14 protein-coding genes, 2 rRNA genes and 1 pseudogene (1 of these 17 running past the window's edge) are annotated in these 26281 nt (G+C 38.5%); 10 read left to right on the forward strand and 7 right to left on the reverse strand.

Going from position 1 to position 26281, the window contains the following annotated elements:
* Both M23134_RS07985 and rrf read left to right on the forward strand, forming a co-directional pair.
* A 23S ribosomal RNA gene (locus tag M23134_RS07985) occupies positions 1-379 on the forward strand; it begins 2494 nt to the left of the window's first position.
* Between the two features lie 225 nt (positions 380-604).
* A 5S ribosomal RNA gene (gene rrf, locus M23134_RS07990) occupies positions 605-716 on the forward strand.
* Positions 717-773: 57 nt separating this feature from the next.
* On the opposite strand, the pseudogene M23134_RS07995 reads toward rrf, so the two are convergent.
* From M23134_RS07995 to M23134_RS37710, 4 genes and pseudogenes are all read right to left on the reverse strand, one after another.
* Positions 774-1930, reverse strand: a pseudogene (locus M23134_RS07995) (glycerate kinase).
* Between the two features lie 479 nt (positions 1931-2409).
* Positions 2410-3732, reverse strand: coding sequence for a PP2C family protein-serine/threonine phosphatase (locus M23134_RS37705; RefSeq protein ID WP_002695254.1), 1323 nt, complete (start codon positions 3730-3732; stop codon positions 2410-2412).
* Positions 3729-4127 carry a response regulator gene (locus M23134_RS08005; protein WP_002695256.1) on the reverse strand — a complete coding sequence of 133 codons (399 nt, stop codon included), beginning with the start codon at positions 4125-4127 and terminating at the stop codon, positions 3729-3731. The genes M23134_RS37705 and M23134_RS08005 overlap by 4 nt, the downstream gene beginning before the upstream one ends.
* A gap of 97 nt (positions 4128-4224) precedes the next feature.
* Positions 4225-6558 carry a tetratricopeptide repeat-containing sensor histidine kinase gene (locus M23134_RS37710; RefSeq protein ID WP_002695258.1) on the reverse strand — a complete coding sequence of 778 codons (2334 nt, stop codon included), beginning with the start codon at positions 6556-6558 and terminating at the stop codon, positions 4225-4227.
* Between the two features lie 290 nt (positions 6559-6848).
* Here M23134_RS37710 and M23134_RS08015 point away from each other — a divergent pair, with 290 nt between their 5' ends.
* Together M23134_RS08015 and M23134_RS08020 are read left to right on the forward strand one after the other, a co-directional pair.
* The gene (locus M23134_RS08015) at positions 6849-7145 is read left to right on the forward strand and encodes a hypothetical protein (protein ID WP_002695260.1); all 297 of its coding nucleotides are present in this window, start codon (positions 6849-6851) and stop codon (positions 7143-7145) included.
* Between the two features lie 279 nt (positions 7146-7424).
* On the forward strand, positions 7425-7655 hold the full coding sequence (locus M23134_RS08020; RefSeq protein WP_002695262.1) for a KTSC domain-containing protein: 231 nt from the start codon (positions 7425-7427) through the stop codon (positions 7653-7655).
* 78 nt (positions 7656-7733) lie between these two features.
* On the opposite strand, the gene M23134_RS08025 is transcribed toward M23134_RS08020, so the two are convergent.
* The gene (locus tag M23134_RS08025) at positions 7734-12359 is read right to left on the reverse strand and encodes a PAS domain-containing protein (protein ID WP_045113207.1); all 4626 of its coding nucleotides are present in this window, start codon (positions 12357-12359) and stop codon (positions 7734-7736) included.
* Positions 12360-12783: 424 nt separating this feature from the next.
* On the opposite strand from M23134_RS08025, the gene M23134_RS08030 reads away from it, so the two are divergent.
* From M23134_RS08030 to M23134_RS08045, 4 genes are all read left to right on the forward strand, one after another.
* Positions 12784-13446: a peroxiredoxin-like family protein gene (locus M23134_RS08030; RefSeq protein ID WP_002695268.1), complete on the forward strand. Its 663-nt coding sequence runs from the start codon at positions 12784-12786 to the stop codon at positions 13444-13446.
* Positions 13447-13662: 216 nt separating this feature from the next.
* Positions 13663-15372: a PAS domain S-box protein gene (locus M23134_RS08035; RefSeq protein ID WP_002695269.1), complete on the forward strand. Its 1710-nt coding sequence runs from the start codon at positions 13663-13665 to the stop codon at positions 15370-15372.
* An 80-nt stretch (positions 15373-15452) separates the two neighbouring features.
* Positions 15453-17519, forward strand: a complete 2067-nt coding sequence (locus M23134_RS08040; protein WP_002695271.1) for a 7TM diverse intracellular signaling domain-containing protein — start codon at positions 15453-15455, stop codon at positions 17517-17519.
* Positions 17520-17602: 83 nt separating this feature from the next.
* Positions 17603-19852, forward strand: coding sequence for a tetratricopeptide repeat protein (locus M23134_RS08045; protein WP_002695272.1), 2250 nt, complete (start codon positions 17603-17605; stop codon positions 19850-19852).
* Positions 19853-19987: 135 nt separating this feature from the next.
* Here M23134_RS08045 and M23134_RS08050 read toward each other — a convergent pair whose 3' ends face one another.
* Positions 19988-22510 carry a M14 family zinc carboxypeptidase gene (locus M23134_RS08050; RefSeq protein WP_002695274.1) on the reverse strand — a complete coding sequence of 841 codons (2523 nt, stop codon included), beginning with the start codon at positions 22508-22510 and terminating at the stop codon, positions 19988-19990.
* Positions 22511-22737: 227 nt separating this feature from the next.
* Here M23134_RS08050 and M23134_RS08055 point away from each other — a divergent pair, with 227 nt between their 5' ends.
* Positions 22738-23682 carry a lysophospholipid acyltransferase family protein gene (locus tag M23134_RS08055; RefSeq protein WP_002695276.1) on the forward strand — a complete coding sequence of 315 codons (945 nt, stop codon included), beginning with the start codon at positions 22738-22740 and terminating at the stop codon, positions 23680-23682.
* Positions 23683-23706: 24 nt separating this feature from the next.
* On the opposite strand, the gene M23134_RS08060 is transcribed toward M23134_RS08055, so the two are convergent.
* Entirely contained in the window at positions 23707-24252 is a 546-nt protein-coding gene (locus M23134_RS08060) for a GNAT family N-acetyltransferase (protein ID WP_045113208.1), read from the reverse strand.
* A gap of 881 nt (positions 24253-25133) precedes the next feature.
* On the opposite strand from M23134_RS08060, the gene floA reads away from it, so the two are divergent.
* The gene (floA, locus tag M23134_RS08065; RefSeq protein WP_002695280.1) at positions 25134-26096 is read left to right on the forward strand and encodes a flotillin-like protein FloA; all 963 of its coding nucleotides are present in this window, start codon (positions 25134-25136) and stop codon (positions 26094-26096) included.
* Positions 26097-26281 lie beyond the last annotated feature (185 nt).

A 26281-nucleotide genomic window follows, 5' to 3' on the forward strand; every position in this document is an offset into this window, starting at 1 on the left:
GCTCGTCACATCCTGGAGCTGGAGAAGGTTCCAAGGGTTGGGCTGTTCGCCCATTAAAGTGGCACGCGAGCTGGGTTCAGAACGTCGTGAGACAGTTCGGTCCCTATCTGTTGTGGGCGTAAGATATTTGAGAGGACCTGACCTTAGTACGAGAGGACCGGGTTGGACGAACCTCTGGTGTATCAGTTGTGTTGTCAGATGCATCGCTGAGTAGCTACGTTCGGAAGAGATAAGCGCTGAAAGCATCTAAGCGCGAAACTCGCCTCGAGATGAGATATCTATATAAGGGTCGTTGGAGATGACGACGTAGATAGGTTGCAAGTGTAAGAGTTGAAAGACGCTGAGCTGAGCAATACTAATTACCCGAAAACTTCCTGGAAATGAAGGGTTAGCAAAGTGAGAGAGAGAGAAGTATGAACAAAGAAAATGCTTCGGTGTTGAGAATTTCTGCCTTCCATTATGTTATAATTATTGATAATCAATCAATGGTTATAAGTAATAATGGTTCACATATCAAATTCCATTACAAATCATATATAAGAACTTTAAAGAAATAAGTCAATGCGCAGTAAAGCAAAATGCTTTATGAAACATTGCAAGATCTAACGGTGGTTAGAGCATGGGTGCTCACCTTTTCCCATTCCGAACAGAGCAGTTAAGCCCCATTGCGCCGATGGTACTACAATCAAATGTGGAAGAGTAGGTCGCTGCCGATCCAATACCAACCCTCATTGTGAAAACAGTGAGGGTTTTTTGGCTCTAGAGTAAATTGATTATTCTGATGCTTTATTTGAAATCCACAGGCTTACAATGTTTGTAGTTGTATTTTCTATCAATTTCCCAACATTATTTAAGGCATCTGTCAAACTCATAGGTGCATTTACAATAGAAAATGCGGCATCAATATTTAACCTTTTATTTTCCGTTGCTATAATATCAACTTTTCCTGCTAAAGCTACTACAGGCAATTTGTATTTTTTGCTAATTGAGCTACTCCACTAATAACCTTACCCTGACTTGACTGTGTATCTAGCTTCCCTTCACCAGTAATGACTAAGGAGTTTTTTGCGTCTGCTTGTTTAAACACCTCTTCAAGTTTATATGCATCCATTACACTTTGTACTCCGTTCATTATACTACCTTGTAAAAAACATTTCAAAGCCCCACCTATGCCCCCTGCTGCACCAGCACCTGCTATTGATTGTATGTCTATGCCAGTAGTATCAAAAATAGTGTGAGCTAAGCCTATAATAGCTTTTTCAAGCAGGCATACCACCTCAGTTGTTGCCCCTTTTTGTGGGGCATACACTTGAGTTGCTCCGTTGGTGCCATAAAGTGGATTGGTAACATCATTCAATATTTCAATGGAGACACCATTGATAAGTTCAGAAAGGGGACCAATATCTATCTGGTGTATACTGGTTAACTGTTGTCCTGTAATAGTGGGTAATGTACTTCCTTGGTTATCTTTGAACTTGACTCCTAATGCTTGAAGCATTCCACATCCTACATCATTAGTGGCACTTCCACCTATACATATCAATATTCGTTTGCATTGATGTTGCAATGCAGCGACTATGAGCTGCCCTGTACCATAAGATGATGTGAACAAGGGGTTCCGTTCTGCCTGAGTGAGTAATTGTATCCCAGAAGCTTGCGCCATTTCTATAATTGCAGTATTGGTTGATGCAACCCACCCAAAACTAGCTTTGACAGGACGCAGTAAAGGGTCTAATACATTTACCGTTATTTTCACTCCCCCAAGTATCTGGGTAAGTATGTCCATAGTACCTTCACCGCCATCAGCCATAGGTATCTGTAAGGTTTCTATAGATGGAGCCACTTGTTTTATTCCTTGGTGTATGTGTTTGGCCACTTGTGTAGCCGATAAAGAGTCTTTGAAGGAGTCGGGAGCAATGATTACTTTCATAAGAATAGTTAGGAGTTGGTATATTGAAACTTTGATAAACAACTCTATGGTAGAGCAGAGCGATATTTTTTTGAGGATGATTAACCTGAGGTGGTAATAGAAGGGGAAGCTCTTTGACTTCTTAGTTTTTCCTTCTTGTTACAATATTTGCGATGATAAAGTTTGATGCACCAAATACTGACATCATATCTTCTACACCTTATTAAAAACAATTAGGTAGTTATTTATATTGGTAGCGTTCACAAAATCGTGTCAGTGATTTTTAACTCACTGATTATCAGTATTGAGGCACAGTTAAATGAACGTTCCCTTTATATAAGGTATTTTCAGGAAGATATGACCTAGGGTGAGCAACAAAAAAAGGAAAAACCAGATGTCAAAGGATTTATAATATAGCATGGATATTATGCCGTTAATATACATTTCTTTATAATATGTGCTAAACTTTTGCAAGGAAGTTTTTTAACGAAAAAGATAATTTAAAGGTCAATTTGAAATCCTACTACCACTATATCATCTATTTGTTTGTGTGCTTCGCCATACTTCACAGGAAAACTGATCCAGTGATTGAGGGTATCGTTTAGAATTTGTTCCTGATTTTCTACTGGACGATGATGAATAATGTAAAGTAATTCGCGAAAATTATGTTTCATAAACTTTCTACCCTTTGGTCCCCCAAACTGGTCTTGAAAACCATCTGAGAATAGGTAACAAGTAGTAAGGGTGGATACATCTATAGTTTGTTTCGTAAAAGTTGTTTGATCTAGGTAATTACCTCCAATGGCAAGTTTGTCACCTACTATCTGCTTTAGGTGACCATCTTGTATATATATTAAAGGGTTTTTTGCTCCAGCAAAATCCATCGTTTTAGAATCAAGGTTGATAACACACAAAGCTATATCCATTCCATCTTTGACCGAACCATCTCCGTGTTGAAGAACTTTGAGTACCCCTTGATGTAGTTGATTCAATATTTCATCTGCCTGAGTAACTTTCTTTATTGTTACTATTTCTGTAAGCTGTTCTATGCCTATAAAGCTCATAAATGCACCTGGTACCCCATGCCCAGTACAATCAGCTGCTGCTATAATCAACTGATTTGTTTCTTCATTATGTGAAAACCAATAAAAATCACCGCTTACAATATCACGAGGACGAAAAAAAATAAAGGGCTTGAGGTATTCCCTTTGTATCTCACTGATATTAGGTAGTATGGCATTTTGGATACGTTGTGCATACCGGATACTTGCGGTTATATTATTGTTTTTTTTCTCTAACTCAGCTTTTTGGTGGACAATTTCTGTCGTCCTTTCTTCTACTTTTTGTTCTAAAGTACTATTGAGTTCTTTGAGTTGATCATTTTTTTCTACAAGCCTCTTGTTTTGCTCTTCGAGCAATTTATCCTGAAAAAAAGTGCGATTAGCTTCTGAAATAGTAAGAGATAAATCTTCTTTTTGCCACGGTTTTGTGATATACCTATAGAGGCGGGCATTGTTAATGGCGTTGGTTACGCCCTCCATACTAGCTTGTCCGGTAAGCATAATTTTAATGGTACGGGGAGACATTTCATGGATTTTACGTAGTAGTTCATCTCCCTTTACTTCAGGCATAATATAGTCTGAAATAACTACAGTAATCTCTCTTCCCTCATCAATGAGTTCTTCTACAATCTCAAGGGCTTCTTCAGCTCCTTGTGCTATCTCTATTACATAGTCGTTCCCAAATTTTTCAGAAAGCTCGATTTCAAGGCTTTCCAAAACAATCTCTTCATCATCTACACATAATATTACAGGTTCTGTCATACTGCTGTTTGTAACCCACGTTTAATTGTACTTATCAAATCATTAGTTTCCCAAGGTTTGCCTAAGCAGGCAAATAAATTAGCTTCTTTCCGGCTACGTTCTACTGCTTCTTCATCGGCTTGTCCGGTAAGCATAATTTTTACTACGTTAGGAAACCTTTCATGGATTTTTATAAGGAGATTATCTCCTTTTAACCCAGGCATGAGCCAGTCTGAAACTACCAACAAAGTTTGGTAACCATCGTTTTCCAATTCGTCTAAAATCTCCATCGCATCATCTGCATTCTCGGCAAACTCATACATGTAGTGGTCGCCTAAATGTTCTTTAAGTTGCATTTCAAGGCTATTGAGAATAATCTCATCATCATCTACACAAAGTATCACTTTATTATTCATATCTTCCTGTTTAGTTACGCGTTAGCTTTTGTATTATTTTAAGCAGTTGAATATAGAAGGAATTCGTCTTAAATGCAATATTACTATTACGCTTGGTTTAGGTGGTAGTAGCTGGTAGAGGTAGCCACACAGTAAAAGCGGTGCCCACACCTGCCGTACTCTGTACCTGAATATCTCCGTCGTGTTTTTGCACAATTTTACGAACTATATCCAGTCCTAAGCCACTTCCTTCGCCAGCTGGTTTGGTAGTAAAGAAAGGATCAAATATTTTATCAATAATGTCTGCGGGTATACCACTGCCTGTATCAGCTATGATTACCTCCAAACGATTATTTTGATTATGTATACCCACGGTTAGATCACCCTTAAAATCCATTGCCTGTAGCGCATTATGAATAAGATTTGTCCATACTTGATTCAATTCATCAGGGTAACACCAAATTTGCGGTATATTTTCGTGATAATCACGCTCAAGATGTATGCCCTGTTTTAGGTGATTGTGGTAAAGTGTAAGTACAGTTTCTATGCCTTGTTTTATGTCACTTTGTACTTTTACTTCCTGTGGGTTGCGATAAGCATAATTTTTTAGTGCAAATACGATCTTGTGTGCTTTTCTTATAGCCAGTTCTATATTACTTGTACCTCTTAATATATTGGATAGCTTATTCGATGTGTGTAATATAAGGTTGCTATGGGCATGTTTTAGCAAACTCAGAAAGTCTTCATAAGACTCTTCTGCCCTTAGGTTTACAAGAATATCTGCTGCCTTACGAGCATCGGGTACCTCATGGATTTTCAGTTTTTCAATAAGTGCTTTGCGTAGTTGTTTTTTTTCTTTGAGCGTAATTACATTCGTTTGGTTCATAGATGTGTCTAACAAACTCATGAAGAGGGCTTGTTCTTGTGGGGTAAGTACTGTGAGTAAATCTGGAAGTTTTTGTAAAGTGTCTTTTAAAGCAGAAGCTACGCTTTCAATAGAAGAGCGAATGGCTCCCAAGGGTGTATTGATTTCGTGGGCTACCCCCGCAATAAGTTGACCTAATGCAGCCATTTTTTCGGATTGAATCATTTGCGACTGAGTCGCCTTGAGTTCTTCGTGGGCATTTTCGAGCTCAATGTGACTTTGTTGTTCTTTTTCCAATGCTATCTGTAACTCTTGTTGAGCAGTTTTTAACTCATCGTTGGTCGCTTTCATTTGTGCGGTTTGAGCACGTTCTATTTGCTCTGACTCTATCAATTGCTCGTTTTTTATATGTAACAACTTGTTAGCCTTTTGTTTCTGAAATATGCCTATAATGACCGCTACCACTAAACCCAAGGTAAGTATTAGGCCGCCAACCAGTAGATATACTAGCTCTTTTCTTAACTCATTTTCTTTCTGCTCTATTTTCAATAATCGATTTTCTTTACTTTTTAGATCAAGTTCTGTTTGTTTTTTCTCTATTTGATAATTGGTTTGTAATGCTTGAATTCGCCGAGCATTTTCTTCGTTTAACAAACTTTGTGTAATGTCTATGTATTGTTTTTGGTACCTGTAGGCTTTGATAAAATCATTTTGATTAGCATAGGCTTCATTGAGTATTTTAGTACTATGTTGCATAATAGGGTGGGCAGGTATACTTGTAGCGCCCTTTAAGCCTTTCTGGGCATATTCAATGGCTTTTGTATAGTTTTTTTGGTTAAGGTATACTTCCGCAATGTCATTTTGCATGTCGCTAATACCTCTCAAATTCTTATCCTTGATATTCATGTCCAGCGCTTGATTGAGGTAATCAAGTGCTTTTTCATACTTTGCCTGAAGGTTGTATACTACTCCAATTCGATTAAGGGCAACATCCAACGATTTTTTCTTTTTAGTAGACTCCCTTATTTGTTTTACTTTAAAAAATGCTTTCAGTGCTTCATCATACTTTTTTTGTTCTTGAAAAGTTTCTCCCATACGTAAATATCCATAAGCCTCTCCACTTTTATTTCCCAATTTTACAAATACTTTAATGGCATTTTTCATGTTCTCTACGGCCTCATCATACCGTTTTTGAAATTTAAAAACCTCGCCTATATTGTTGTAACTATAGCCAATTTGAATGCCTTGCTGGTTTTTTTTTGCTATTCTGAGGGCACGATGATAATACTCGAACGCACTGGCATAATCACCAAGGTTACGATATATAATTCCTAAAAAACTAAGTATTTCAGCATGTTTAGCTTTGTACTGAAGTGCGTGTACAATATCCAAGCTGCGTTTGCCATATTGTAATGCCCTGTTTAGGTCTATATCCCTGAGTTTCCAAGTAAGTCTGTTCAGTACCTGAACTTTTGAGGTGTCGTCAGACATGGCTGGTAAAATTCTTTCTAAACTGTCTATTTCAGGAGTTTGAGCATGTCCAACAATGGGGGAAAATAGTATTAAAGCGATAAAAAAAGCTCTCATAAATGATAATGACAAAGTTCGTAGATATTGATTAAAGATCAGCCAAATGTTATACCAACATTGTGAGCAAAGAGGTGAAAGGTAGTCGTATAATACATCCTATAGCTGGGTTTTACAATTATGCATAAGCCAATTATTGAGGTGCTGTTCTTGATAACAGAGTTTGTTTTTGCCGTTAAAATTAACAAAATAAATTAATGTTAAATTTATTGGCTGAAATTGTTTGTGTAATTCAATTTTAACTTTATTTTTGCTAATATTATTAACAATAAACTTAATTCTTTAGCATCATGAGTGAAATTAGAATTCCCTTACCCAATGGTACACAATTAACTTTTGTTCAAAAAGAAAAATCTGAGGAATTGCAATCGGTCATTACAACACAACACCATGAACCTATAAATAATAACAACGAAATTCCTTTGATGGTTTCTTCAGTAGATGAACTTCAGGAAATTTCATTGGCATTGATTTACTACAAAACCTATCTTAAAAATAAAGGGCAACAAGACCGGGCAGAGCAAATAGGAGCAATTGATCATAAGGTTTTTCAAACCTTGCGAAGTGTGCAAGCTACTGGCCAATAAAACCTTGCAAAGAAACCAAACCATAAGCCATATTTCAGAGTAATTACCAACTATGCAACTTTAACTCTACCTGTTATCCTGACAGGTAAAGGGTTATTCTCTTAAGCCAAATAATACAATCACAAATCGTGAGTGATTGAAGTAAAATCGTGGATAGTTTATTCACGATTTTTTTGTAATATACTGATTTTAAAGGCTTTAAGAGCCTGTTTTATCGCACTTAAAAACAACTTTACTTGCTTAAACACGTTAAATAATATATACACTAAATATTGAAATATGACAAGATTTAAGCGCGTTCACATTCATTCTTCTTTGATTACTTCAGTTGCTTACGATGCTTTTAGTAAGGTGCTTGAAGTAGTTTTTTGCCGTGGAGGTATTTATGAGTATGCCAACGTAGATAAACAAGAATATCAAAACCTGTTGAACTCTAAATCTGTAGGATTGTATTTTAACGGTAATATACGGAACAGGAAGGAAGAAAGGTTTATCAAAGTGCGAGATTGACAGAGTATACCAGAAACAACAAACACGAACATTATCCAGATGGGTAATGCTCGTGTTTGTTTTAGGTCTATCTTTATATTAAATTCTTATGCCAATAACCAATACATCATCAATCTGACGTTCGTTACCTTCCTTCATCCACTGGGCAAGTGTATCATCTAAAATCTGTTTTTGTTCCTCCATAGGCTTTTGGTGAATTTCTAATAGTAACTCCCGCAACCGTTTTTTCATAAACTTTTGTTTATTAGGTCCTCCAAACTGATCCTGGTAACCATCAGAGTAGATATACAAGGTGGTAGGTTCACTGGCATCTATAGTGTGTTTGTCATATGTTCGTTCCGTACCTCTTTCTCGCCCACCAATACTAAACTTGCTTCCTTTAATTTCGTTCACTTGCCCATTTTGAATATATACCAAGGGGTTTTTTGCTCCTGCAAATTCCACTGTGCGTGCATCTAAATCAATGGTACACAAGGCTATATCCATACCATCGCGACTATCAGCGTTTTCTTGTTGTTTCAGTGACTTTTTTACTCCTTCATTTAGCTTCGTTAAAATTTGATCTGGTTCAGTAGTTTCATGCTGAATTACCGCATTATTTAATATGTCATTGCCAATCAAACTCATAAATGCCCCTGGTACCCCATGCCCAGTACAATCTACCGCAGCAATTACAATCTTTTCATTTCTAAAACCCTTCAGCACTTTTTCTATTCCTTGAAAACTGCTCACTTCCTCATACAAAGGTTTGGCTTCAGTATGAGCAAACCAATAAAAGTCCCCACTTACAATGTCGCGTGGTTTGAACAAGATAAAAGAATCAGGCAAGGATTCTTTGATATGCTTTCGGTGAGGGAGCAGTGCATTCTGAATTCTTTTGGCGTAGCTTATACTTGCTCTTATATTTTGCTGCTGTTGAGTGATTTCTACGTTTTTTGATTGAAGTTTATCCTCAAATATTTTACGGTCGGTAAAATCACGAGCAATAGAAAGTACCGCATATACTTGCCCAGTTGAATCAAACAAAGGGAGTTTTTGAGTGTCAAAAAATCTAAGTTCGCCGTGAATCATAATACCTGGGTCATTGGTATTTTGAATAAAGTGCTCGTATTCAAACACTCGTCTATCATCTTCTCTAAAACCCTTAATTCCTTGTGCTTCATCGCCTTCAATCAAGTGCTTAGGAAATCCAAGGCTATAATCATCTTCACCTAATACTTGTTTTTTGGTGCGGTTAAATGCACGGGCAAAACTACGGTTACACAAAATATATTGATAGTTACGATCTTTTACCGAAATCCAATCTGGAGTAGCATCTATTACTGCCTGAATAAGCTCCCGCGAACGTTTGGACTCTTCAAAGGCAGCCTTCATTTTGGCTTGTGATTTTTTCCGGTCAGTAATGTCCCTTTGGATAGTAGCAATACAAATAGGTTGTTGGGTATTTTCATCTATTACCGTGAAAATTTTAGAATCTATGTTAATGTCTTCACCAGTAATGACACTTCGTTGAATAAACTCTCCTTTCCAGACACCTTGCTCAGCTACTTTTGGGAATATGTTATTAAATATACTTACTTTTTTACCTTTGGCATTTTTCAATTCCAGGTCATCAATTTTCAAAGTGCTCACATTGGCATCAACTGAAATGCCCCATACTTTACGCGCTTGACGGTTCATATACAGTACTTTACCATCAAAGCCTGCCATAGCAATCATATCGTCACTATTATCAATCATAGTAGCCAGCTTTTGTTGCTCTATTTGAGCCTCCCTCAGGTTGTGAAGGTTTTTTTGTAACAACTTCTCCTTATCTACCAGTTCCTGGGTTCTTTGTGCCACTTTGTCGTCTAGCGACTCATTCAAGCTATTGAGCTCTTCTATATTTTGTCTTAACTCCTCTTCTTGTGCCAGCAAACGTTGGTTTTTTTCCTGAATATCCTGAGTAGCTTCTTGTATTCTTTTTTCCAGTGATTCATTTAAGGCCTGAAGTTCTTCTGCATTTTGTCTGAGTTCTTCTTCCTGTTGAACAAGCTTGTTTTGGGCTTCTTTCCGCTCGGTAATATCACTTTGAATCAATGTAAAACAAATCCACTCCTGGGTATTAGGGTCTTTTACTGGAAACACAGTAGTCTCTACATTCAACATAGCGTCAGTGCCCAGGTGTTGTTGGTGAAGCTCCCCCTTCCATATCCCTTCTTTAGCAACAATAGGTATCACCTCCTCTATTAGGTCAAGAGTATCATCAGGTACCTTAAAGTCCATCAAAGTCAGGTGGCTAATATCTGCGCCTTGTGCAACCCCTTTCATAGCTCTGGCGGCATTGTTCATATATATTACATTGCCTTCTATGCCAGTAAGTACAATAAAGTCATCAGAATTATTGAGCATCAATGACAACTTGTGTTGCTCTCGTTGGCTCACCTTAAGTTTTGCCAGGTTTTGCACCAGTATTCTTTCTTTTTCTTTTAGTTCTCTGGTACGTTCTTCTACCTTTTGGTCAAGCGACTCATTAATAGCGTTGAGCTCTTCAAGATTTTGTCTCAACTCTTCTTCTTGTGCCAGCAGTTGTTGATTTTTTTCCTGAATGTTTTTCGTGGCAGCCTCTACTTTTTCCTCTAGCGATTCATTCAAGTTTTTAAGCTCTTCAGAGTTTTTGCGTAAAGCATCTTCCTTGGCAGATAACTGTTCGTTTTGGATTTTTACCTCTTGTAATAGTTCTTGAGTAAGTATGTCGGCTTTCATGTTGTATACCGCCAAACTGATACGCTCACTAATGCGTCTCACAAAAGCTACTTCATTTTCAGTGATTTTTCTCAAATAACTTATTTCCAATACCCCTACCAATCTTTGGTTATTGAGCAAAGGTACCAACAGCAAGGTGGTTGGTTTGGCGTTAAATGTGGCCGATGTGATGATGTCATACTCTTCTTCTTTAGGAGTCAAGTGCATCACTTCTTTATCTTTGGCACAAGTACCTGCCAACCCGGTACCTAGCGGCATTTTCGTGTGGCTGGTGACAAATTTTTCATTATGTCCTCGGTGTGCCAGCAATTTTAAAAATGTAGTGTGTTCATCAGCCTCGGCTACATACATGGCTGCCTGCGTTGCATCTACATATTGCGTCAAATGATTAAGAATATCCTCAGCCATTGCTTCAATGTTATGGTCGTTGCGTTGCAGTACAGGTAAAAATTCTATTACCCCGTTTGATAGCCACTGTCGAGCTTCCAGTGCGGTGTTAGATGTTTCTAGCTTTTGGCGTTTCTCATCCAGCGATTCATTTTTTTCCTTGATATTTTGTGCCATTTGGTTAAATGAATGGGCCAGATCGCCAATTTCATCTTTGGAGGTTACCTGCACTTCGGTATCAAGTTTCCCTTGTTGAATATTTTTAGTTCCTTCTAATAATTGCTTGATCGGAGAAGACAAGTTTTTGGACAACAAAAGAGTAATTACCAAAATAATGATGAGTAATATCAAGACACCCTGGTATGCTTTTCGGGCAAAACTATCCATAGGTTGCATTACCTCTTTTTCGTCTATTTGGGTGACCAAAAACCACTCAAGATCAGGGATTTTGAGGGGAGTATAAGAGGTAAGTACTCTTTGGTTTCGGTAATCTGTAGCAATTTTAGCATCTACTCTGCCTAAGTAGGCATCTTTCACTGCTTCAGTTTTTATTTCCTGAAAAAGAATAGAAGATTGAAATTGCTTCATCTTTTCAAGATCACCTGCATTGAGCTTAAGCTTGGTTAACAATTTTAAAAATGCTTTGGGGTCCTCTATCATTGCCCTGGCATCATTACGCATTTTGGAGTCTCTGCCTACAATATAACTTTCCCCCGTTTTGCCTAACCCTACCTCTGTCCATTTATGCTCATTGGTCATTGTGCGGTCAATCTCTTTGGTTGATAGCTCAAATACCAGGGTCCCTATGTTTCTTTTACCGTCAAACACTGGTGTACCTATAAACATGGCAGGAAACATAAAGGAAGGTGTGTATTGTTCAAAATCGTATATTTTGACAAAGTCTGGTTCACGGGCTTGTTTAACTTCCTGAAATACCTTGGCTATATTACTTTGAGAGTAAGGACCTGTTTTGAGGCTGGTAGCAAAATCAATTTCTTTGTCTACCGAATAAATAATATGACCAGTTTCGTTGTCAATCAACAGAATGTCATAGTATTTAAATTTCTTCAGAAAATTGGTAATGTCTTGATTGTATTTGGTGTGGACATCATGATAGGGGTGATCGTTTTTTATCCCAGCCATTTCGGCCATATAATACCTTTGAAAAAAAAGTGTGGTAGAATCTTGAGGAATAAGGCGGTTTAGTTCAAAATTGCTAAGATTGTTTCCTAATTTTTTAAAAATCTTATCTTTATAATAGCTTTTTACCTTTGCTATGTCATTTTCATTCAAACGTGTTGGTGCAGAAGCGTGAAATGAATCTTTAAATTCACGCATTGCATTTACAATAGTGTGATTTTTTGATAGGTACTGAATCTCATTGCGTACCAGTTGAAAGTATTCCTCTATGGTTTGTTTTTTGTATTCGCGAATGGCGTTCAGTTGATCAAAGTTTTTTTTACGCAATAAATTGCCTGTAAACCAAAATCCCAGAAACATAAGAATGATCAGAGGCACTATGCCTACCAGCAAGAAGTTTAAAAGTAACTTTATTCGTATGTTGATCTTCATTCTTTTTATATAAAATATTGCTTATAGCATTATTGGGTGATAAGTGTCTCCCAACACCCAAAGCTTTTTGTCAGAATTAAAATTATATCTGGTTGATTGTCAATAGGCTAATATCGTTTAACAAACCTGTTGAAGGGGAGTGCACCGATGCTACAATAAATACCAAGACTTGCACTACATCCAATACCCAATGTTCAGAAACTTTGCCAAAGAGTGACAAATAGGCAAAGTTTCTTGATATAAAGCACAACTTATGGCACTTAATAAAACGTTTAAATGTTAATATGACAGATTGGTCTAGTTGAGCGCAAATATGCTGTTTTCAAGAATCATTTTTGTTATGAGCCCTACTAACTCTGTCATTGTTTATAGCGTTAGTTTATAAACTTGCACATTGTTTACAAACATCAATAAAGTATGAGTTATGACTTTACAAGAAGAACTAGACACTTTAAAAGCCAAAGCGCAGAGCGCTAATGGAGGAGAAACAGTATTAGGTCACCACGACTTTGTCCAAGATATTAATAATTCGGGCAAGTTAGAGCAAGTGCCCCAATTGGGTGATATTGCGCCGCCCTTTATGCTACCCGATGATAAAGGAAACATTGTAAGTAGTAATACATTGTTGGAAAAAGGACCTTTGATTATTTCGTTTTTTAGAGGCGATTGGTGTGTGTTCTGTAGTCTTGAACTAAGGGCTTTGCAAAGGTCGCTGGCAGAGTTTAAAAAGCTGGGAGCAAGTTTAATAGGAATTTCTCCTCAAAGTGTATCATATTCACACATGGTCGCCGATAAAAGAAATGTACAATACAATGTGTTGTCAGACGAAGGAAATAAAATTGCTGATAGCTATGGATTGATGTTTTCTATGCCCAACCAAATGATCAACGCTTTTAGTGCGTTTGGAGTAGACCTTAAGGCAATCAATGGTAGCCAAAGTTCAGTAGATGTGCCCGTGCCGGCTACTTTTGTGCTCAATGCAGAGGGGAGAGTTGTATATCGTTTTGTAGATGCTGATTATACCAAACGTGCCGAACCAGCCGCAATTATTGCAAGTTTGATGGAAATCAATGCTCAGGCAGCTTAAATCAAGCGTATGTGTATATCAGGTAGGTTACACTTGCTGATGTGGTGGCAATTCTTAACATATCAAACGAGTTTTGGTAAGTAAGTTGTAGGTATTTGCCAAAAATATAGACAACTTAGGAGTGCTAAATCAAATGCTTTTAAGTGTGTCTTGATTAAACCTATTCTGAAACTTAATTTAAATTTGCTGGCATATATTTAACTTAATGAATAACTAATGGCAGACCAACAACCTATTAGCCCTCAACAGGTTCAGTTACTTGAAGAACAAGTGCGTAAACTGGAGCAACGTCTCAACGAAGCTGAAAAAATCAACCAGTGGATATTGATGGACAAAAGAGCGCTTGAGGTGAGGTTTGACATATCAGAAAAACTTGCCCGCATAGGTTATTGGGAAACCAATCTGCAGAATCAAGAATTGCATTGGTCAGATGGTTTTAGAGAGATTTTAGGAGCCGATAAACAGCTAAAGCCTGATATGAAGCTTTACAAGCAAATGATGACCGATGAAGATGGGGATAGGTTGGGAGCAGCGATTCAAAAAGTATTTATCAACCGTGAAAATTACTCTTTCGAGCACAGTCTTTTGTTGGCAAACCAACAACTAAAAATTGTAGAGCTTACGCTAAAACTGGTGTTTGATGAACAAACCAGCCAACCAGCCAAATTACTAGGCATAGTACAAGACATTACTGTACGTAAAGAGTCACAAGCAAAACTTGAGCGTTTGTCATTGGTAGCAGCCAAAACTTCCAATGCCGTATTTATTCTGGATAAAGACCTAAAGCTTGAGTGGATGAATGATGGGTATACCCGGATGACAGGGTATACTTATGACGATTTACAAGGAAAGCGTCTGCCAGAAGTGTTGGCTTTGTGTGAAGGTGACTTGAAAAATTATGATGAGTTTGGCGATAGTCTCTCCTCTAGTCAGTCGGTAAGCAAAGAGCTTGAAATAAAAAATCGACAAGGGGAAGTTTTATGGGTTTTAATGAATTTGACTCCCACCTATGACTATGCGCTTAACCTAACAAACTATGTTGCCATTATTATTAATATTACCAAGCGCAAAGAAGCAGAAAAAATGTTGTTAGATGCCAACAATGAACTCAAAGACAAAAATCACCACATTACCGAAAGCATCAACTATGCGCAAAGAATACAAGCCGCTATGTTGCCCAACCTCAACACCGTAAAGCAAGAACTGCCCAACTTGTTTGTGTTGTTTAAGCCCAGAGATATTGTAAGTGGAGACTTTTACTGGTTTGCTGCCCCCCACCAATACGACGAAAGTGGCAACAGTATACCCAAACATAAACTAATGATTGCAGCGGTAGATTGTACCGGGCACGGGGTGCCAGGAGCTTTTATGAGTATGATTGGGCACTCCTTGTTAGATGAGATTGTAAATGTGCGAGGCACAACCAAACCCGACCACATATTGAGAGATTTACACGACGGAGTTCGTTATGCTTTGCGGCAACAAGATAGCCACAACCGCGATGGAATGGACATGACGTTGGTGGTAGTATGTAAAAAGAAACATGTGATAGAGTTTGCTGGAGCAAAAAACCCTCTATTGTATATTCAAGACAATCAGTTGTACCAACTCAAAGGAGATAAGCTTGCTATTGGGGGTGAGCAACTCGAAGTAGAGCGAAAGTACGCCCGCCATGTCATTGACATCTCAAAACCTACTACTTTTTATCTTTACTCTGACGGTTATCAAGATCAATTTGGAGGTCCAGAAGGAAAAAAATTTATGCGACGAAACTTGCGTGAACTGTTGTTGCGTATACACCAAAAACCTATGCCCGAACAACGTCAGATATTGGATGATACCATTGAAAAATGGCGTGAACAAGCCAACGAAAAACAAGTAGATGACATTATGGTAATAGGTGCGCACTGGCCAGGCAAACAATGATCTCCCTAAACCAGTATCTGATAAAACAGTTGCGTTTTTAGTTTAGATATAAATTATTTTTCAACTCATTATTTTTTTCAATGCAGTACTTAAAGTATTTGTGTTTTAGTTTGTACTTGTTGTTGGCGTATGATGCAAAAGCTCAAAAAGTCTTTTATATCGAAGGAGACAGCAATCAATACAAACAACTGAACTCTTGCTTATATGTGCTGTCGAAAAATGCTGCATCATTTAGTTTTACACAAGTACAAAACCTGCCTGACACTCAATTCCAATTGTTTGCATCTGCCCGGGAAAACATTAAAAAAGTATCCACAGTGTGGGGGAAAATTAAAATTCAAAGCAAGCAAAGCCATGACTTTAACGGTATCCTTATACTGGGCAAACGTTATATTAACATAGCAGAGGTGTATCAACAAAATGATCAAGGGGAGGTAGTGCTCAAGAAAACAGGAGGGCATGTAAGGGGCAGCGAGAAAGACCTTAATATAAACCGTACCATACCCAAAGTAAGATTATACCTCAAACCAGGGCAAACCAAAACCATTTATATTCGCTTCCAAAATGTTAACCAAAAAAACTTGAGCATCGGGCTTGAAGCCCAAACTAAGGAACATTGGGACAGTTTTATCCAACGTCGTAACTTGGTGCAAGGTATATTTCAGGGGGCTGTAGGGCTTATATTATTGTATAACCTGTTTTTATATGTGTTGAGTGGCAACAAGATATATGTCTACTATAGTGGTTATCTCTTTTGTACAGGAGCCTATTTTTTCAACTACGCTGGATTTTCTACCGAGTACCTGTTTCCGGAATACCCTCATTTGTTTTATGATGTGTACCTGTTTTCTACTGTTTTTCTACAGGTATTTTATATTCAGTTTATTCGCGTTTTTTTAAACACGCAAAAAAATATACCTTTTTGGGACAAGGTTATGTGTTGGTGGATGGTAGGGCGAATAATTGAATTCTTAGTACTTGAAGCAGTGTTACATACCAGCGATAACTTTGCTTTTATTCACAATTTTCATCGTCAATATGCTTTGGTTGAGTCTGCCTTCTTTTTAGTGTTGGTGATGGTATGGGCAACCACCAAAACCAAAATGGTGATTTACATCATTGCAGGGTTTTTTTGTTTATATATAGGTATGAGTATTAGTATCTTTAAAGGCTCCTATAATGGGAACTTGTATTTTCAAGCGGGTACTTTACTCGAAATTTTATGTTTTTCGCTGGGGCTAGGGTACCGAATCCGTTTAAACGATAAAGAAAAACGCAGGGCACAAGAAGAGGTCATCGTAGTACAGGAAAATGCCAATAAACAACTCGAAAGCAAAGTGCAAGAGCGTACCGAACAGTTAAAACAACTCAACAATACACTCAATAAAAAGAATGGAGATTTGCACGCAAGCATGCGGTATGCACACAAGTTGCAAAAAGGAGTATTGCCTTATAGTGAAAGAATTTCGCAGTTGTTCTCTCAACACTTTATAGTATATCGTCCTCGTGACATTGTCAGCGGAGACTTTTATTGGGTAGAAGAAGTAGAAGGAAAAAAAATAGTAGTGATAGCAGATTGTACTGGACATGGTATTCCGGGTGCTATGATGAGTATGTTGGGAAGTACAGCCTTGTCAGATATTATTTTAAATAAAAAAATATTAAATGCTGACATTATTTTAAACAATTTGAGCAATGTTGTAGAGGCGATTTTGCGTGCAGATAAAAATGAGATCAGAGACGGGATGGACATTGGGGTTTGTGTGATAAACTATGAAGAAAAGCAAATGGAGTTTGCTGGAGCTCATCATCCTTTATATTATTTTCAAGATGGGCAACTAAATATAGTAAAAGGCACTAAACTGTCTATTGGAGGCTATCAGGAGAATAAAACCTTTGAGGAAAACGTGATAGACATCTCAAAAGAGACAATTTTTTACATGTGTTCCGATGGGTACCAAGATCAGTTTGGTGGACCTAATGATAAAAAATTTATGACTCGACAACTCAAGTCTTTACTTACAGAAATACATCAAATGCCCTTGCCCCAACAAAAAAATATACTCGAAGATACACTCAATCGATGGATTACTGACGGCAATACTAAACAAACTGATGATATACTGGTGTGGGGAGCTAAAATATAAATTTGTGCAATTGTATGGATGTGATTTGAATGTGCAGTATTTTTGCTTGTCCATTCGACACGAGGGAAAAATTTAAAGTTTACATGAAACACCTTTTTTTTATCATCTCATTATGTCTTCTCTTTGCAGTAAAATCGTTTGCTCAACTCTCTATTGTTGATAGCTTAAAAACTGCCTTCTCAAATGCTTCTCATGATACTACAAAAACATTCATTGCCTTAAAGGTAGCCAAAGCTTATATCAAAACCGATCAGAAACAAGCCCAAGAATATATTAATAAAGCCCGCGTATTGGCAGAGAATGCCAATTTTTTGGAAGGACAAATAAACACGCTTATTACCGAAGCCAAACTATTCTCGACACAAGGGAAAATACAAAAATCAGTCGAGATTATTAACAAAGGCTTTGACCTGATCAAACAGAAGAAAGGCACAGAAAGACAAGCCATGGTTTTGTACAATGTTTTGGGTGTGTATTATTATGCCATGTCAAACTATAAAAAGTCGTTAGAGAACCTGCTGGCTGGCTTGGCTATAGCCGAAAAATTGAAGGATGATGTATACATCGGGAAATTTTCATCTAACGTAGGTGTAATTTATGACGAGCAAGGAAACTATCCTAAAGCGCTAAAAAGCTACTTTAAGGGGCTAAAGGTGGCAGAAGCTCACCAGCAGTACAAATCAAAAGTAGACGTGCTAACCAACATAAGTACGATATACTTTCAACAACAAAAACTGAAGTTGGCAATTGAAACAGCCCAAAAAGCCCTTCATTTACTCAAAACAAAAGTGAAAAACGAGGTAGGGGAGGTAATTTGTTTAGGTAATCTGGCAGAATTTTATTTTTACGAAGGGAAGTACTCAAAAGCACTTGAGTATGCCCAAAAAAGTAAGGAAATAGCACAACGTATCACTGATAAAATGGGCTTGGTGACTGCTTATAAAGTAATAGGGCAGGTAAAAACCAAAAGAAAGCAGTACCGTGAGGCTTTGAGGTACTATGGCATTGGGCGTGACATGAGTATTGAGATAAACGACAAGCAAGGCACCAGCAATATGGAGCGTGAAATAGCCCTTATTCACAGCGAAATGAGGGCGTATGACACCGCCCTGGAGTATGCCAGAAAAAGCCTTAAGAGAGCCCAGGAAATAGGAGCCGCCAAGGAAATAAAAAAAGGATTGGAGGCATTGTCAGAAATTTTTAAAGCCCAGGGAAACATAGACTCATCTTATCATTATTATAGAGCGTATGTAAAGCAAAAAGATAAATTATTTGGGGAGCAAAATGCCCGTGAGATTGCTACTATCAGGGCAGAGTTTGACCTGGAAAAGAAGCAAGCCGAGATTAACTTGCTTACCAAAGACAATGCACTCAAAGAAGCCAAAAACCAACGAGCTCAAATTGTGCGTAACCTTTTTATTGGAGGTTTTATAGTCATTCTTATCATTGCATTTATAATGTACCGAAACATTTTGCAAAAGCAACGAACCAATCAATTGTTGCAAAATAAGAATGAGGAAATTAATCGTAAAAATATCCAAATCAATGCCCAAAATGAAGCCATTACTTCCAGCATAAACTACGCCCAACGTATTCAAAAAGCCATTTTGCCACTGGACGAACAAATAGCTAAATTAGCCGATGAATATTTTATTTATAACAAACCACGAGACATTGTAAGTGGAGATTTTTATTGGGTAGTTGAGTACCAAAACAAGTTTTTTTTCAGTGTGATTGATTGTACAGGTCATGGAGTGCCAGGTGCATTTATGAGCATGTTGGGCAATACTTCACTTACCAATATTGTACTACAACAAGGCATTACCAAACCCCATGAAATACTCAATCAGTTGAGCAAAGAAATAGATTATATATTACAGCAACACGTAACCCAAAACTCTGATAGTATGGACATGGCCTTGTGTATGGTAGACTTTGACAAGTGTATACTTGAGTATGCAGGAGCCAATAACCCTATGTTGTGTATTCAGAATGGAGAAATGAATTTGGTCAAAGCCGACCGTATGCCCATTGGCAAAGAACAGATAGATATGGCTCGTAGTTATACCCTGCATACCATTGACATAAGCGTGCCTACCGTAGTGTATCTGTTTTCTGATGGCTATCAGGACCAGTTTGGAGGAAAAGATGGTAAAAAGTTTAGAAGCAGGCGTTTACGTCAATTAATTATGGACATCCATCGTTATCCTTTGACAAAGCAAAGAGCATTGTTAGATGAGAGCCTGACTGCCTGGATGGAAGAAGGCGATAAGGTACAGGTAGACGATATCTTGATTATGGGGGTAAAGTTTAATGGAAAATCTCAGATATAACAATTATCTGATGCATTGGCTTTGCAAAACTCATCACTTAGCTTCTAGCCTGAAAGTTGATTAAAGTTTTTCTATAAAAAGGGTTCCAGCACGGTGTGCTGGAACCTTTTTTATGAGTGGCCTATAGAAGAATCCTTAATTGCCTACAAAAAACAAAGCGTTGCCAAATAGCAACTTGCCTCCATACCAAAACCCGCGAAAAATAGGGGAGTCTGCCATATAGACGAGCTTGCCTTTACCATACGACTCTACCCCAAGCGATAATGTTTGGTTGATGCGTTCTTTGAGATGGGCACCTACAAAACCACTGACGTGACTATCACTGCCATAACGCCCCACGTTCCAGCCGCCTCTGGGCAAATAAGGAAGCAAACTGTTATTGCGCTTAATCAAAAATGTAAACTTATCTTCGCCATACGCCAACGGGTGAGTATTGTCCAGGTTTACCTTATAAATAGCCCCTGCAACCCTGTTCATCAACCTTTGACGACTTTGTCCATAGAACCGGGTAATGTGTTGGCGTTTTCTTTTTTTAGCACTACGCTTTCTGAAAGATCCCTTACTTAATAACAAACGTTTGTCTCGCCTAAACTCCCTAAGCGCATGTTCCATCGCAATCACTTTACCACCCTGTTGCACAAAGTTGGTAAACCTTTGGTCTATTTCTTCATAATTGCCAGAAGGTAATATCAAAACATCAAACTTATATAAATCGGTTTCAGATAAATGTTTGGTATTGATCACTGTCACTGGATAGTGTATGTCTTTTTCAAGAAAGTGCCATATTTCGCCAAAAGCAGTATTGTAAATATGTTCGCCAGCAAGTAAAGCAATGTTAGGCTTTTTTATGCGTCGATAAGCACTTGTGCCCAAGTCTTGCCCTTTTTCTACAATGGCTGTATTTACTGGGGTCAACTGTACCTGAAATTCTACAGCTGCTTGGTTTAATACGTAAGCCAGATTTTTATTGCGTTTGTTATCGGCAGACAAAATAACCAGGGTGCCCCGGTTAAACCTTTGTCGGGCAATGGTAAATGGTTCACGACTAAACCTTACCTGAATATTTTGCTTGAGCAATGCAGATAAAAACTTGACTTGGTTAAACCCTTCCCAGTTGCTGATATATGCATAAGGTAAAGCTTCACCCTCAGGGCTTGCGGCACGGTATGTACTGGCTGCTTCTGTAGTTTTTTTACCCTCTATTTTTGCCGTGGTAGCATACGTTTCTACATTATATATATAAGGCACTGACCAAGCGGTGAGATCATAAGTAAGCGAATCCTCCAAAAAAGTTTCAGGTTCAAATAGTACTTTTACCAATACAGCTTTAGGTTGGTAGGCACTGATGATGACATCGTCTTTTTCTACTTTAAAACCTTGATTTGCTTTTTTATTGCGGTAATCAAAACCAGTAAGTTTTTTATTACTTTCTTCGGCTACCTGATACCTTATTTGCTGTTTGTCGAGCAATCGCAGTAAAGCATTTACCTTGGCTTTTTGTTGCTGATTTTTAACTACATAAGTTTTATATTTTCCTGGTGGATTTTTTACTGCTTCTTTAAAATAACTCTTGAACTTTTCTAAAATTTTGTCTTTGTGTTTATAGGCGATTTCAATAGTCGACAAGCTTGTAGTTACGTGGCGGGTAAAACGCTTGCTAAGGGTGAGCGTGTCGCCAGTGTTCTGGGTAACTGCTACCCCAGCACGCCCTGAGCCAGCCTGTTCATAAGTAAATCCCATGGCTCCATTGAACATAGGCCAGGTATCGCCATAGCTGGGGTACAACAAATCATACACTTGTTGAGTAAAATACAACCATTTTTTTTGATTAAAATACTTGGCATGATTGGCACCTATGTACTCTTGAAACTTTCTTTGCCAAGGGGTAATGTCTTGATGGTAGGGCTTGGCTGCCGGAGCAAAAAAGTAGGAGTTGTTATGGTTCATTTCGTGAAAATCGACATGAATATGCGGCATCCATTGTTGGTATAGTTTTACCCTTTGCTGAGACTCTATCTGGGTTTGCCACGCCCAGTCGCGGTTTAGGTCAAACATGTAGTGGTTAAAACGCCCTCTTGCCCAACCTTGGTGGTGTTCCCAGCCATTGAGCGATGGGTTAGGTATACGGCTACCCACTTGGTTAAACCAATTGACATAACGCTCTCGCCCATCAGGGTTTTCACAAGGGTCGATCATTATGATCAAGTTGTCTAGCCAGGCTTTTATATTAGAGTCGTTAGAAGTAGCCAAGGTATGCAATGTAATAAGTGCCGCCTCAGTACAAGATGCTTCATCTCCATGTACGTTGTAACTCAACCACACAAAGGGTAGGTGTTTGCCTTGTACAGTGCCTGATTTGAGCCCAGCAGCAATCAGGTTATTTGCTTGAATTTGTTGCCGCTTACGAAGGTTTTCGGGCGAAGAAATAACTGCAACCACTAAAGGGCGCCCTTCATTGGTTTTACCATATTCTATGTAGTTAACCCTGGGGGAGTAGGTAGCCAAGTGTTGAACATAGTCTACTACTCGGTGATGAAAAGTAAAACGTTGCCCCATTTGATAACCCAAGAATTTAGAAGGGGATTGGGTAGAGTTTTGAGCCAATGCCATGTTTACAGAGAACAAGCCCACTACCCACACAATAAATAGTTTGCGCATATAGTCTTTTTTATAGCAAAGATAGTATAATTTTGATTTCTTTAGCCCGAATTTTTATTTTCTTCTACAGCATACAGGTAGAAAGTCAAACGTACATGTAAGACGATAATATTGATCGCAAAGGTTCGCCTGAGCAGAACGTTTCCTTTGTTGTAGGTAGATTTTGGGGTATAAAAGGAAAGTTGTAGTTTTGATCATCCTTTTATATTTAGTAACCACCATACCCAATGAACGAGCATCAAGACCAAGAAGACAACGACTCAAAAAAAATAGAGCAAAGTAAACGGATTCCTCTAATACCCAATGCAGTCAATCTACCCGCCAACATCGAAGAGAACGCTCCAACGCTCGATTTTTTAAATTTTCAACCACCATCCAAAGAGTTTGTAGCCAATATTTCTGCACCGTTTTATAGTTATTTTACCCCCAGGTTTTTGGGTTTGGATAATATAGATAATAGTCGACCTTATTTTTTTGTAGGTTACCATACCTTACTTAGTATTACCGATATTTTTTACGTGACCGAGTTGCTGCTCAAAAAAGACATTATGCTACGCTCACTTGCCGATTCCTTTCATTTTAAAGTACCAGGTTGGAACCAGTTTTGGGAAAAAATGGGAATGGTCAAAGCTTCACGTGAAAACTGCTCAGCATTGATGACTGCTGGAGAAAGCGTGTTGGTGTTTCCGGGAGGAGCCAGAGAAGCGTTTAAACGCAAAAACGAGCAATATAAAGTAAACTGGCAAAACCGTAGTGGCTTTGCTCATATGGCTATAGAGCATAATTACCCCATTATTCCACTGGCATCGGTAGGTCTGGAAGATGCCATGGATATTCTTTACGATGCTGATGACATGATGAATACCTGGTTGGGGCGTTTTCTTAAATATACAGGAATTGCCAAATACATTCGTGATGGTGAGGAGCTTCCTCCTATAGTAAAAGGTTTGGGCTGGACACTATTGCCTCGCCCCGAACGCCTTTATCTGTCATTTGGCGAACCTATAGATGTGAGCGAGTTTGCCGGAAAGGCAGACGACAAAGCAGCTCAAATGGCAGTACGCGAAAAAGTGGAACGCTCGGTAAAAAAGCAAATGGATACCTTGCTAAAATACCGCGCCAATGATGTAGAGAACATGGGTTGGTTACGCCGTTGGCTGCTTAAAAAGTAGGAGAGTGGAGCCTGTACTTCAACTTTAGTCAGATTGCACCAAAGCAAAGGTATGAGCATCCCATATGTTTTCATTTTTGATAATCGCTTTTTTGCAAACCGCTTCCCTTGTGTAGCCACACTTTTCTAACACACGCATAGAGCCTGTATTGTACTCAAACACTATAGTTTGGAGACGAATAATGCCCAGTTGTTGAAAAGCATAATCAGTGGTGAGCTTAAGTGCTTTGGTCATAATATTTTTTCCCCAATAAGGCTCCCCCAACCAATAGCCAAGCTCGGCTACATGGCGTTGTTCATTGACCAGCCTCACCAAGCCAATTACTCCGCATAATGCTTCTTGATGAGTGATGGCAAAAGTAAGAGGTGGGTTTTCTGTTTGGGTGGCGTCTACAAATGCTTGCCCATCTTGCTCGGTATAGGGGTGAGGAATGTAGTCACGTACATTGTCCCAAATGTTTTTGTTGTTCATCAGTCGGGCAATATCAGGTACATCTGAGCTTGTCAATACTCTCAATATCACTTCATCGCTTTGCAATATTGTTTCTCTGTTGGGAGTGTCATTGTTCATTATTTTATTTTTATGATCCAAAGAGTGAATAGTAACACAAACTAATGTCTTTTGTAGGTTATTTTCAAACCATTCGTTTGAAAAATGCTCAACAATTCTTATGTTTAAGAATAGCCTCATTGAAATTAATACTCCACCGTTTTTTCGGTTTGATAGTTTTTTTTATTCAGGCTCAAAACACTTCACTACAATTTGGTGATGGCATCCTAACTAGTGCATTAGGGATTAAATAAGTTGCCTATTAATTTGGATGAATTAACTACGTTGAGCTCGCGAAAAGCTCGGTTTTGTTTTCTGACGAGTCGTGAAAATGGCGGATAGTTCGCTTTCTGAATTCCGATGCATATCGGAACCTTAGCTATCTAACTTTTTTACGAGGAAGTCAGGGGGCAAAAGTCGCCAAATAATATGTGAGTAACTTAGTACCTGATGCACTAGTACCTTAAACATTGAGTAAATGCCCTTTTATTTGGGGTGAATTAACTACGTTGAGCTCGCGAAAAGCTCGGTTTTGTTTTCTGACGCACTTCAAAAATCGCGCATAGCCTTAGCTACGCAAGTTTTTTTAAGTAAAGTCAGTGGGCAAAAATCGCCGAAATAACGGGTTAGGTATTTAGTGGTTAAGGTACTAGTACTTAGTCAATGATTGAATTAGGAATGAAGTTTAGTGAAACACTACTTGGCTTTTCAACGAAGAAGGACAAAGCCATTATGCAAACATGTCCTTAAATTTGGTCTTGGCGAAGTAATGGTAAGTTTAACTATACCTCTCACTAACAAAGTTATAAACTTGTTAGTGGCTAGTGGAACAGGGTAAACCTGGAGCCCTGCCAAGGCTGTAGATTATTATAAAATAGCTAACAAAAACAAATAGATCAAGTATGGAACCAACATTTATTGCCATTTTGGTGGCATCCATAATAGGCTTTTTTGCCTTTATGTATTTCGTACCTGTCAATCTCTGGATTACAGCAATATTTTCTGGAGTAAAGGTAAACCTCTTCCAACTGGTTTTTATGCGTATTAGACGGGTGCCCCCCAGCACTGTAGTCAACTCGCTGATTACCGCTACTAAAGCAGGTTTGGAGCTTACCGCTGATGATCTTGAAACACACTACTTGGCAGGTGGGCATGTACCATCAGTTATTCGTGCCTTGATTTCAGCAAACAAAGCTAATATTCAGCTTTCGTTTAAGCAAGCTACAGCCATTGACCTGGCTGGTCGTAATGTATTTGAAGCTGTACAAACCTCTGTAACACCTAAAGTAATCAATACTCCACCAGTGGCAGCTGTGTCGCAAGATGGGATTCAATTGATTGCCAAAGCCAGGGTAACCGTAAGAACCAACATTGCCCAATTGGTAGGAGGAGCTGGTGAAGACACCATTATAGCCAGGGTAGGCGAAGGTATCGTAACCTCTATTGGTTCTTCGGGCAACCACAAAGAAGTACTTGAAAATCCAGACGGTATATCAAAACTAGTATTAGCAAAGGGCTTAGATGCAGGTAGTGCTTTTGAGATTTTATCTATTGATATTGCCGATATAGATATAGGAGAAAACATTGGGGCAAAGTTACAAACTGAACAAGCCCAAGCAGATCTGAAAATTGCCAACGCCAAAGCCGAAGAGCGACGGGCAATGGCGGTAGCCAACGAGCAGGAAATGATTGCTAAAGCCCAGGAAGCCCGCGCCAAAGTAATTGAAGCCGAAGCAGAGATTCCTAAAGCTATTTCGTCGGCATTCAACAATGGTAATTTAGGTATTATGGATTACTACCGAATGAAAAACATAGAAGCCGATACCGATATGCGTGACTCTATCTCTAAGGGAGAAGGAGGTTGATAATGTAGAGTTGTTGGATGTGTAGGTGGCTTTGTGTTAAAATTCAATAAGCCATTACGCTCGAAAAATTTAAAAATATTTTTTTCATAAGCAATTTATTAAAAGCTTTGCCGAACAATTGAGTTCAGCAAGGCTTTTTTTGTACAAGCCCTTGAACTTTTTGAAAAATAATAGTACAAGAATAA

Source organism: Microscilla marina ATCC 23134 (assembly GCF_000169175.1).
Taxonomy (GTDB): domain Bacteria; phylum Bacteroidota; class Bacteroidia; order Cytophagales; family Microscillaceae; genus Microscilla; species Microscilla marina.